This window comes from Clostridia bacterium (genome assembly GCA_028698525.1).
In the GTDB taxonomy this organism is placed as follows: domain Bacteria; phylum Bacillota; class Clostridia; order JAQVDB01; family JAQVDB01; genus JAQVDB01.
Window position 1 is genome coordinate 39441 of record JAQVDB010000004.1, and the last position, 12197, is coordinate 51637.

The 12197-nt window shown below is 36.8% G+C and carries 12 protein-coding genes and 1 other RNA gene; all 13 read right to left on the minus strand.

Features of this window, described 5'->3' with window-relative positions:
• Window positions 1-8: 8 nt before the first annotated feature.
• Window positions 9-704 (minus strand): LPXTG cell wall anchor domain-containing protein, encoded by a 696-nt coding sequence (locus tag PHP06_01100; GenBank protein MDD3839157.1) that lies wholly within the window; start codon window positions 702-704, stop codon window positions 9-11.
• A gap of 40 nt (window positions 705-744) precedes the next feature.
• Entirely contained in the window at window positions 745-1326 is a 582-nt protein-coding gene (locus tag PHP06_01105; GenBank protein ID MDD3839158.1) for a TasA family protein, read from the minus strand.
• Window positions 1327-1345: 19 nt separating this feature from the next.
• Window positions 1346-1879, minus strand: coding sequence for a signal peptidase I (locus PHP06_01110; protein ID MDD3839159.1), 534 nt, complete (start codon window positions 1877-1879; stop codon window positions 1346-1348).
• A gap of 16 nt (window positions 1880-1895) precedes the next feature.
• Window positions 1896-4187 carry a VWA domain-containing protein gene (locus PHP06_01115; protein ID MDD3839160.1) on the minus strand — a complete coding sequence of 764 codons (2292 nt, stop codon included), beginning with the start codon at window positions 4185-4187 and terminating at the stop codon, window positions 1896-1898.
• Window positions 4188-4410: 223 nt separating this feature from the next.
• On the minus strand, window positions 4411-5100 hold the full coding sequence (locus PHP06_01120; GenBank protein ID MDD3839161.1) for a bacterial transcriptional activator domain-containing protein: 690 nt from the start codon (window positions 5098-5100) through the stop codon (window positions 4411-4413).
• 27 nt (window positions 5101-5127) lie between these two features.
• Complete coding sequence (locus PHP06_01125) at window positions 5128-5646, minus strand: winged helix-turn-helix domain-containing protein (protein ID MDD3839162.1); 519 nt, start codon at window positions 5644-5646, stop codon at window positions 5128-5130.
• A 223-nt stretch (window positions 5647-5869) separates the two neighbouring features.
• Window positions 5870-6361: a ferritin family protein gene (locus PHP06_01130; protein MDD3839163.1), complete on the minus strand. Its 492-nt coding sequence runs from the start codon at window positions 6359-6361 to the stop codon at window positions 5870-5872.
• 33 nt (window positions 6362-6394) lie between these two features.
• A complete protein-coding gene (locus tag PHP06_01135) occupies window positions 6395-6628 on the minus strand; it encodes a hypothetical protein (protein ID MDD3839164.1) in 234 nt (77 codons plus the stop codon).
• 45 nt (window positions 6629-6673) lie between these two features.
• The gene (locus PHP06_01140) at window positions 6674-7870 is read right to left on the minus strand and encodes an HD domain-containing protein (protein MDD3839165.1); all 1197 of its coding nucleotides are present in this window, start codon (window positions 7868-7870) and stop codon (window positions 6674-6676) included.
• A 116-nt stretch (window positions 7871-7986) separates the two neighbouring features.
• A non-coding RNA gene (gene ssrS / locus PHP06_01145) (6S RNA) lies at window positions 7987-8162 on the minus strand.
• Window positions 8163-8373: 211 nt separating this feature from the next.
• Window positions 8374-10140 carry an ATP-dependent metallopeptidase FtsH/Yme1/Tma family protein gene (locus PHP06_01150; GenBank protein ID MDD3839166.1) on the minus strand — a complete coding sequence of 589 codons (1767 nt, stop codon included), beginning with the start codon at window positions 10138-10140 and terminating at the stop codon, window positions 8374-8376.
• A gap of 132 nt (window positions 10141-10272) precedes the next feature.
• Window positions 10273-11997, minus strand: a complete 1725-nt coding sequence (locus PHP06_01155; GenBank protein ID MDD3839167.1) for an NADH-dependent [FeFe] hydrogenase, group A6 — start codon at window positions 11995-11997, stop codon at window positions 10273-10275.
• A 15-nt stretch (window positions 11998-12012) separates the two neighbouring features.
• On the minus strand, window positions 12013-12197 hold a 185-nt coding region (locus PHP06_01160), incomplete at its 5' end, for a hypothetical protein (GenBank protein MDD3839168.1).

Sequence of the window (12197 nt, forward strand, 5' to 3'; positions counted from 1 at the left end):
TCTCTCAGCTAGTTTTTACTTTTAACTGCCATCTTGGTTCCTATCAAAGCCAATATAAATCCCATTGCATATATTAATATAGATGTTTTATCACCTGTTTTGGGGATACCTTTTTTATCTGCTCCTTCCTGGCTTTCGGGAAACTTTATTCCTCCAATAGGCACTTCTTCATCTTCAATATCCACTATTTCATCTGGAGAAGTGAGGGATTGAGCGGTGAATATCCACCTTACATCAACGGTTTTCCCTTGGAACTCATTCCCTGTTTCACGGCCTGGCAGATATACTTCAGCTAAAAGATGCTTGTGGTCATTTTTGTTTATTCTACCTAAACTTATATTAGATCGTGCAAAATCTGTCATGGAGCCATCAAAAATTAAGGTTCCATCATAATTCACTTTAAGTTTAAGTTGATTAAAAAGATCATATTCCTGTTCTTCCCCTACTCTTTCTGCCCTCATATATAAATCAAATGGATCTCGATATACACTTTTTATGCTTAACATAGCTGTCTTGGTGTCCCCGGGATTTAAATTGTTTAAATCGAAAAATTTCTCACCTTGCGGTTTTACTGCAATACCGTCTTGACTACCTATAATCTCTAAATCTGATGCATTTGCTTTCTGAAAGTTGATGGGTAGCAGTACAATTAAAAAAGACAATATAAATATAGTTGCTCCTAAACATAAACCCCTTTTTATCATAATATTTCCCCTCCTTTATTAAAGGGGTAACATCCAGAGTTTAATGGGCTGTACCAAATTGTTCCACACCTGTCGGTAAAACTTCTAAATCCCATACATCCTTATATGCATCGTTAGACGCCTGTACAGCTTGGGCATCCACCTTAATTGTCAAGGTAGCATCTTGATAATCATTGCCTGTAGCATCCCCTATGAGCTCAACCTTAGTCAAAAGATTATTTGTCTCATCACCTTGATTTAAGATATCTTTATAATAGTAATATCCATCGTCAGGCAATCCATCTTGGTCTTCATCAAAGAATAACCAGTCTTGTGTGTTAAGGTATAATTTAACATTGTCTACTGATTCATCATTGCTCCAAGTAGGTGTAAGGGCGACCCTAACATATGTAGCTTTTGAACCATTGCTTATAACGCTCACCTCTTTATCGGTCACATCACCGGGATTCCAGTTTTCTATATCCTGGAAATCGTGTTCATTTACTTCCACCTTGACACTACCTGCGGTAAATTTATTAAATACTGGATCAGGGATATTGGTGAACCACGCCATGGTACCTCCTATCACCAACAAGGATGCCAATGCAACCAATGAAATTATCAAAACTATTCTCTTTTTCATATAAACATCTCCTTTAATCTTATTTTTTTATATTCCTAAACTTTATAAATAAATCTGGCAATACAATTATCGCAAGCATGATGATGGTTAGTGCGACAAAACCTATCTTGGTTTTTAAAAAATCAAAAATTCTACCTATGTAGGGTATACAAAATACTACCTTACCCAACAATCGGTTGGATTCTACCTGTAAAGGGTCTGGTGTATCATTGGCATCTCCTTTTGTTGTAAAGCTTATCCCAGTGTGATTTTCAATCCCTACCACTCTGTGAGTTACAGCCTCTGAACTTTTTCCGGAATATGTTATTATGTCTCCCTCTTTAATGTTGTTATAGTGTACGCCTTTAACCAAGATAAGACTTCCAACCCTTATAGTAGGGCTCATGCTCCCGCTTTTCACCACATACATTCTATAGTCATTTAACGATAGGATTTTATTCGGATCAAATTCCTTTATCAGATAGAAACCAACTATCAAGCCAATAATTATAAGCGCTAGAAACGCCAATTTACTCACTACTGGAAATATTCTGTTTTTGCATCTATCAAGCATTTCATCGCCCCGTGTCTCAATTTAAAAGCCTTACATTGAATCTATTAATTACTTCATCTTCGTCATAGAACCATTTATCATTGACTTTCTTATTCGTTATAGTCATACTTACATCCAAATTCTCCCTGGTTATAACAACTATATCCTGATCTTCACCTAGTTTTTGGAAATTCATAGGCACAACCTCTTTTATTGTATAGCTGCCGGGTTTCAGGTTATTTATTGTAGCCGTTTCTCCATTTTGCAATAGCACTGCCCACTTTCTATCTTGAGGACCGTAAATCCAAATGGAAAACTTCCTGTCAGTGTTCTCATTTTGGACAGTTTTGGTTATGGTCAAGCTACCTTTTTTCACTTTAACAAGAACTGTATCCTGCTTTGTGCATCCGTATTGATCTGTAACTGTTATTGTATAAGTTGTATCTTTATCCGGGTTTACTGAGGGATTTTGTCCTGTGGATTCCCATTCCGGGTCGGTATCACAGGTCCATTTGTAATTGTATGGAGGATATCCCCATGTTACCTGGAGGTTATCTCCTATTCCGATAGTATCTCCCCATATTATCTCTCTGTCCGGCCCAGCATCTACATTGAGAGGAGACTGAACATCCACTTTAGGTATTGGGAAATCCTTAGTCTGCCCTTGGTTGTCATTCACATCAGTATAATTCAGTCTTGCCCAATCATTGGTAGGCACATCTTCTCCACCTGGAAAAGTCCTTTTAGCCTTTATACTATAAGTTAAATTAGCCTCATTGATTATAGTCCCCGGAGCCCATGTAATGGTGCGTGTGCTTTCGTCATACTCTACTGCAGATTGCGGATCAGTTTGAAAACTGTCCTGCACTAAATCAAAATGTTCACTTATGACATCTGTCACAACTGCATCTTTAGCAGAATGACCAAGCTGTTCCGATATATCATCGTATATATCAGAAAGGTCGGCGGCAGAAAATGTCTCATAATAACCAGCGTTTTGTGCCCGTCGAAGGGTATCTCTAGCAACTGCCAAACTCACCTGAGGAACCTCGTTTAAAAGTCCTACCGTAAACACCCTAGCTATATCAAAACAGCTCTGCCCTGCTTTATAAGCAGCCTCGGTATGATCATTATGCTGGGCAGGTTCATTAGGCCCATAGTAATTGCCTATACTTGAAGTGGGAACGCCGTCAGTCAACATCACTATAACTTTATTTGCATCTGACCTTCCATCAGCAGTCATTAGATTCCTTGCCCGTACAAAACCTGCCTCTGTATTCGTTCCGCCATCCGGGACTATATTGTCTATAGCATTCTCCACATCATTTATATTGTTTTCAAAACCACAATTAATTGTAGTATCTTTACCTAAATCTCCTACAAAACCTGGAGGCCACCACGCCCACTTCCCCTCATAAGCATAACTCACCACCGCCACCCTGTTATTAGGATTTTCCAACACCTTTTGTACAAAACTTCTGGCAGCCTGTTTAGCATAATACATGGCTGAAGGGCTGCCTGAATTCATGCTTCCTGATCTGTCTAAAACCAGTATTACATCAATAGGTTTGGGAGGAGGGGTCCCTGTTATGTTCAGATTTACCTCATAGGTTCTGCATCCCGGTATAGCATGGGCTTCTTTGTCCACTTGGATTGTATCTGGATATTGAACACTGTCTAATTGAACGCTTTTAGTCTTAACCGAATTTGCTTCCGTGCTATCAGTAGCTATCGGGCCTTTGCTGTTAATTGTTGATTCATCTTCTTCAATAAACCAGTTAGGACATACTTTGGTTATAACCTCGTCTTTTCCATCTACTCTTCGTCCTAAATATCGTCCACTGGCTAAAACTCTATTTGAAATAGATTTTCCTCGATAAATTGACGGTATGCTATATGCTATCTCAAACTTGTGCTCTGCTTCTACAGTCAATGTCTCAATTTTCTTTTCCATGCCTATAAGCGTGTCCTTTATTACTACATCCTCTAGATCGACATTCCCATCGTTTATAATCTTTATTGAATATTTTGCTGTATCCCCTGCACGGTATAAATCCTGTTTTGCAACAATATTTATCTTAAAAGAAGGATTTGGTTGCTCGGGCTCTTGTTCTTGTTCACATTGCTGTTCCTGCTTATCATCGTCCTTTTGAGCTAACTCTTCCGTTTGAGATAACTGCCCATCCGGTTCTGTTGTTTCTAGGCTCAACAATTGTTCTGATGATAACTCCGGACTTGATTCGCTACCATAAGAAACTATGGGAAACCCTATCGATCCGATCAAAACTGTTAATATTAAATAGACCAACGATACTTTTATTTTCCTCATAAACGGTATCACCTCCATTCATCCTCAAATTTAGTGTTTTTAAGCCCTGAAAAATGCAGTCAATTGCTCGTTCTACCCTATATGCCATGCTTGATTAGATGATAACATTCTGTCGTTTCAAGTCTCGCTCAAATAGACTTCAACCTAATTAAAAAAAAATCAATTTGTAATTTTAAACCAATTACAAATTGATTACAGAAAAAATCCCGGTAAAACCGGGATTTTAAGCAAACTTTTTTGTGGATATTATCGATCGAAATTTAAATTGTAAAACAAACAAATGATCTTTTACCTTATCTTTAAAGCTCTTCTCAATTCTTTTGCTTATCATGGTTAAATTATCTCGTTCAATCTCTGATAGAATAGCGATCACTTGGCTTTGGTTCCAAAAAGAAAAAACATCTCCTTTTCTCAATCGAAAGAGCAATACCTGTTTTAATTTATCCATCGCCCAATTTAGCTTGTCAGAGGGTGGATCTATATTATCCGAACAAGAAATTGTTATTAAGCATAAACAGGAATTGGCTCCGTACCGTATGCCTCTTCTTCTTTCTAGATTATACAGAAATTTAAAGTAATCTATGTCGCAAAACAATGCTCCTTCCCATTCTTCCAGCTGTTCCACCAGTCTTTTTTCAATAAAAAACAAATCGCTGATTTCTTTTTCCTCATTTTCTGTTTGTATCTTTTTATATATCCTTTCCATGGAATGAGAAGGTTTTATATCTAGTTCTTTATACAACTTATATGTAATATATTCATAATGGCTCATTGCTTGTTTGGTTTGACCTGTTTTCAATAGAGCTTCCATATAAAAAATATTCAATACTTCCTCATACGGTTCAATCATCAGAACTTCTTCGCAAATTTCTATAATATCATTATCTCTATTATAAGATTTTAAATTTTCTATAAATTTTATTATAGACTTAATATATATTCAATTATATCGATTTCTTATAGGTATAATCCAGTCACCACAATTACGCCCCTCCATATATTCTCCTCTATACAAGAATATAGCCTGTCTATATCCTTTTGCGTCCAAATAACCTGATTCACGGTTTTTATCCGCTTTATCAATAATCATTTCAAATATTTCATAGTCTATTATGCACTTTTTCCCTACATTAAATATATAATATCCATTGGAAAAATAAATATCGAATAAAACCTCCGATATTCCAGTTTTGCGTTGGAGATGCTCTAACATTTTTCTAAGTCTAAAAATATGCGTCCTAAGAACATTTTTAGGATCATTAAAATCTTCTTGCTCCCAAAGGTCATTCATAATAGTATCGGGCAATAATTTTCTACCTTTAAAAGAAACAAAATATTTCAATAAATCTAGAATCCTGTATGAGCGGCCCATGTCATCCAATAGAGAACTGCCATTATATCGGATATCAAAGCCTCCAAAGGTTAATATTTCTACTACCCCTTGTTTTGTCGTCTTCATTCTCCTCTCATCCCTTCGCATATTTTTCCGTTTACACCAAACATCAACGCAAAGTACTACATTACACACCACTTGTAAAAATATTCATAATCAGGGTTTTTATCTATATATTTGCTTTATAGGTATATTATATCAAATTTGGGAACTATAATAAAATCTGTTCATCCATATTTATAAATAATATCAATACTCCTGGATAAAGCATAATAACCGGAAGAACTAGTCAACCGGTTATTATATCAGCCATCAGCTTCTTTATATCTTTTATATGTGTTTTCTCTTCTGCTACCAAGGCTTCAAAGGCTTGTCTGGCATCTTTGTCTTTAGTATAATGAGCCATCTCCTCATAAAAGGATATGGAATCTTTTTCTGCCCGTATCGAAATAGCAAATACATCCATAACATTATTTATGCTCTTGAGCTTATCCTCTAAAGAGCCTTGTCCAAAAAATATATTAGTTTTTGCAAGGGATTCAAAATAAGGAGCATATTCAGGATCAAATAAATAATTATCATCAAAATTTGAAAACTTTTCATATAGATCTGTAAAGATCCTAACATGATTTTTCTCCTCTTCTATCAACTTTTCTAGGAGTTCCTTTGCTTTATCATCATTTACTTTGTCCAAAGCTTGCTGATAAAATTTAATTCCTCCCCTTTCAGTATTTATTGCAAGCTTTAAAGCCTCTAACTCATTAAAGTTTTTAAAATCCATTATAACGTTCCCCCTTATCTATATTTAATTTATTTACATTTCAACCATGCTGACTTCTATCCTCTTGTCATAGCCACAGTTTGAACAATGTATCAAATGAATACATCTATAATCGGGCAAATCCTGATAAAACTCTTTTCCCATATAAGGGCTGTATGGTCCGTAAAAATCTTGAATTGCACCTGCAGTCTTCATCTTATTTCCACATTTAGGACAGTATTCTTCTAACTCATAAAGACCATTACATATAGGACATATCTTTTCCATAGCACATCTCCAGTTTTTAATTAGTGTGTGCTCATTATATATATTTTAAACAACTTCTCTCAAAGCATTATATATTTTAGAACTCAAAAGACCATCTTTTACCATATGTTCAATTATATCTAATGCTTCTGCTTTGTCAAAAGAGTCTCTATAGGGTCTTCTCTGAATAAGAGCTTGATAAATATCTGATACCGCAATTATCTGATCCATATCCGTTAAATTCTCATTGTTCAACCTTCTTGGATAGCCTTGGCCATTCAGTTTTTCATGGTGATTTGCAGCCCATTCCGATATATCTTCAATACCCTCAATTTCATCCAATATAAGCTTTGTATAGTATGGATGAGACTTTATGATGGTAAACTCCTCCTGGTTCAATTTGCCCTTCTTATCCAGTATATCATTTGGAATTGCCAATTTGCCTAAATCATGTAAATTAGCAGCTATCTTTATCTTTTTAGCAGTAAAATCGCTATATCCCATATGTTTTGCTATTCTACCACTTATATGGGATAATTCTGCTGAATGCTGAAATGTAAAATTGCTCTTATTGTCAACGATGACACCAAAGGCATTAGAAATCTTTTCTAACTGCTCTATATTTATTATGGCATTCTGTTCAGGTTCTATATTGTAAAGTATATGCTTTAACTCATGTGAATTTAAATCCAACCAAAAACTATCCTTTTCCATTATGTATAATAAAATATCAACATATTCCGGATTGAACAGCTTTGACCTGTTACTGTCCAGCCACTCCTTTAGTTTTAACTTTTTTTGGAATAAACTCATTTGTTTAACAGTACAAAAGGCAATGTCAAATCTATCTGCAATAAATATCAGCTGGGATCCTATAGGGATTTGGTCTCCTTGCAACCTATCTGCTCCCTTTCCATCCCATCTTTCATGGTGATAAAGAATATACTGACCAAATTCCTCGTCAAATGGAAGTTGTTTTGCAATCTCATAACCTAATTCACAATGGAGTTCTAAAAACTTGGGGTTGTCATGGAAATTATTTATATGCACATAGGACAAAGCACCTGCCATCCCAATATCATGTAGTAATGCAGAATAATATATCTTGGCTTTCAGACTGTCTTTTAAGTCCAAAGCTTGTAAAATATTTAAAACAATGTAAGCAGTTCTTCTGCCATGTTCATATACCCTATTTTCAGCAAGGTCTAATGACAAAGAAAGCGCTGATACCAACTGATTCAATTTAATATTTATTTCACCCATAAGTAGCACCCGTATTTTCATTATTTAATCAAAAATATTCTATCCAATAATATTATAACTTGAAATAACAGTTTAGTGAATTATAAAAACCCTCATATTTAAATATGAGGGTTTTTAATTGTCCCGCGATGCCGAATCCTGCATATTTCATACCCGCTTCTCTCGCAGGTGGGTGCTCTGCTCCCTACTTCTGTCGTCCTCTCTCAAGGCAGGACATCCATAGACAAACCCGAGCTCCCATATTATCAATGTCGGTTGAAATTTGCAGGAATTTCGCACATCCCAGGATAAACTCATCTTTTATTTATTATTATATAACAGTATACTTTCCTTGAAAAGAAGTATATTTTTCCACCTATCAATCCTCTTAATTATAATATAGATAACTCTGTGGATCTGTGTATTATAAATTATAACTTTTAAAAAATTTATTGTCAAATATACTTTTATATTTCAGCATGAATTTCTTTGACTTGTGTTCTACAATAGATAGTATATATTCCTCAAGCACTCTTTTTTGTTTGGCTTAAGATCTCATTTAATTCTTTTTCGTTTATCGTTTCCTTCGCCAATAGCTTTTCGGCGATTTTATCAAGAACATGGATGTTTTTATTCAAAAGGGCTTTTACCTGAGTATAAAAACTTTGCATCCTTTCCTTACAATATTTAACTATATCCCCATCTATATTAACATGCAGACTATTCTTATACATAATATCATAATTCAAAAGACCTGTATCCCGATACATCCCAAATCTTTTCACCATATTCATCAATATATCGGTAGCTTTTTCAATATCATTGTATGCCCCTGATGTGATGTTTTGCTCGCCAAATACAATCTCTTCGGCAGCCCTTCCAGCGATAGATATTTTAATATTGTTTTCCATCTCAGATTTAGTGCTGTACATTCTGTCCGGGGGTATGTTCATGCTGAATCCTCCTGCACCTTTTGTACTGGGAATTATCGTTATCTTAGAGACTGTATTGTCAGGAGCAATAATCTTTGTAACAAGGGCATGTCCGGCCTCGTGATAAGCAGTGATCTTTCTATCCTGCATATCTATCGTACTCCTGTCCTTTTTTTCATCTCCCGCTACCACTTTATAAAAGGCCTTATCCAAATCAACCATATCTATTTCATGGCTTTCTCTTTCAGCAGCTACGATTGCAGCCTCATTCAACATATTTTCCAGTTGTGCACCGCTAAAATACACAGTCTGTTTGGCGATTTCCTTTAAATCCACTTTATCCGATAACGGCTTGTTTGCTGAATGTAGTTTGAGCACCTCAAGACGCTCATTTACATCAGGTAGCCTTATTTCCACATGCCTATCGAATCTTCCCGGTCTTAAAAGAGCCTCATCCAAAGTATCGAGACGGTTTGTAGCGGCGACAACCACTATTCCTTCGTTTTCATTAAAACCGGACATTTCTGTGAGCAATGCATTCAATGTCTGGTCCTTTTCGTCACCGGCACCATCTGTACCGCTGCCCCTCTTTTTGCCTAATGCATCTATTTCGTCTATGAAAATAACACATTTGCCAGCCTGTCGCGCTTTTTTGAAAAGATTTCTTATTCTGGCTGCTCCTACCCCTACATATACCTGCACAAAATCAGAACCCGACACTGCATAAAAGGGAACTCCCGCTTCCCCGGCCAAGGCCTTGGCAAGTAAAGTCTTTCCATTGCCCGGTGGCCCGTAAAGTATTATGCCTCTGGGTAGTCTGGCGCCATACACTGAATATTTATCAGGATTTTTGATAAAATCTATCAACTCTCTGATGCTCTGTTTTGCCTCATAATTTCCTGCAACATCCTCAAACTTTATCTGAACATTGTCCTGAACTGTCTTTTCTGCCGATGACATCTTTAAAATATTGTTAGAAGCCATCCCGCCTGACCTTTTGGAAAGATAATACATCAAAAAAACAATCGTACCGATAAAAAACACAGTTCCTAATATAGATTGAATTTGGAACTCATAACCCTTCTCCTGTACTGCCACTCCTTTCAAAAGCAGCATTTCTTTAAAGTCTTGCTTTCTAGGATTGTCAGTGATAAATAGAGTCCCATCTTTATCTAGCACCTTTATCTTATCGCCCTCTGAAAGATATACTTTATCTATTTTTTGCTTGCCCAACTGGCTGATAAATTCATTATATGTTATATATTCATGTTGATTATTATATATATTATAAACAAACATAATACTCGCCACTACTACAACCAACACCACCATGAGCAAAATCTTCTTTTTTTTATTCATTTAGCAAATACCTCCTCTCTACGACGTCAAAAAGCATTACACCATCCCATAGGTTTACATAATATATTATAGCTGAAATTATATTCATTTTCTAGTTGTAAAAATTTCTAAAAAAAAGAGGCTATAGCCTCTCTAAAACCTGCTCCTTTGACAGTAAGTGGTATGCAGCAGCTTATGGGACATTACACCCAGGGGTCTGCCCAGATAGTTGCTGTACAGCTCCTTTATGGCAGGATTTTCGTGAGATTTCCTTATAGGCAATGTTTTATCAATCTGATAAATTGCCCTCATTCTCTTTTCTTTTATATTTTTATCATTTGAGATAGGCTGCCCTCCGCCCCCTAAACATCCTCCAGGACAACACATTATCTCTACAAAATGATACTGTTCTCCTTTGCTTACCGCTTCCAATATCTTCTTTGCATTACTCAGTCCGTTTATTACCGCAACCTTTAATTGCCTTTCACCTATATTTATAGTACTTTGCTTTATCCCCTCCATGCCCCTTATTTGATCAAAATCTAGTTTGTTTAACTTTTCCCCGGTCAGCAATTCATAGGCAGTTCTAACAGCAGCCTCCATGACACCCCCCGAACTTCCAAATATTGCACCTGCGCCTGTGCCTTGACTGAAGGGAAGGTCAAAAGAATGGTCTTGTAACTTACTGAAGTCTATTCCGGCTTCTTTTATCATTTTGGCCAATTCCCTTGTTGTAAGCACTGCATCTACATCCTTATGCCCGCTGGAATTCATCTCCGGACGTTCACACTCATATTTCTTTGCAGTACATGGCATTATTGAAACAGTATAAATATCTTTAGGAGGGATGTTGAACTTTTGAGCATAATAAGTCTTTATTATCGTTCCGAACATCTGCTGTGGAGATTTACATGTTGAAAGATGGGATGTCATTTGAGGATAGAAATGTTCTAAATACTTTATCCAGCCCGGGCTACAGGAAGTAATCAGGGGCAAAGGCTGATCTGTCTCCATCCTTTCTATCAGCTCGTGACCTTCTTCCATTATAGTCAAGTCAGCGCTGAAGTTGGTATCGAATACTCTATCAAACCCCATCCTCTTAAGGGCAGAAACAGTTTTACCGGTCACTATAGAGCCTGGCAGCATGCCAAACTCCTCTCCCAATGCCACTCGCACAGCGGGAGCAATCTGCACAACCACATGTTTATCAGCATCCTCTAAATTTGCCCAGACTTGGTCTATATAACTTTTTTCGGTGATCGCTCCTGTAGGACACGCCAGCGTACACTGTCCGCACTGGACACATGATACATCCATCAAGCTATGCAATCCTTCCGGTGCAACTACTGTATCAAAACCCCTTTTGAGAATTGTAATGGAATGCACCCCCTGTACCTGGCTGCATTGGGTTATACATCTCCTGCATAAAATACATTTCCCGGAATCCCTTATAATAGCAGGACTGCTATCATCATACACTTTTTTGCTTTTTTCACCCTTGTACCGGTCCCTATCTACACCCATCTCTTCACACAATTTTTGCAGCTCACACTTTCCGCTCTTGGAACAGGTAAGACAGTCACCTTCATGATTTGAAAGCATCAACTCAAGTATTGTCCTCCTAGCATTTCTTACTCTGGCAGTTCCGGTTTTTACCTTCATTCCTTCACATACATTAGTAATACAAGCGGGCATTAAAGTTTTGGCGCCTTCTATCTCTACAACACAAATACGACAAGCTCCTATACCCCCAGTTTCTTCCATATGACATAATGTGGGTATGTTATTTCCCACCTTTTTTGCAGCTTCCAATACAGTACTTTGTTCCGGCACAGTTATGCTTTCACCATCTATCTGTAAAGTGATATTTTCTATCATGCTGTTTCACCCCTTTCATTGTTTTACATCACAACGCATACATCGCAATGCTTCATCCACTGCTTCCTTTTGGGAAAGAGAAAGTTCTACTTCTTTAAAATTATTTTGACGCTGTTTTATATCCATCGACTTTTCATCAACCCTTTTTGTCTGTCTTTCTATCAAGGGAGCAAAATACTTTCTATCGTACCTTTGTAACT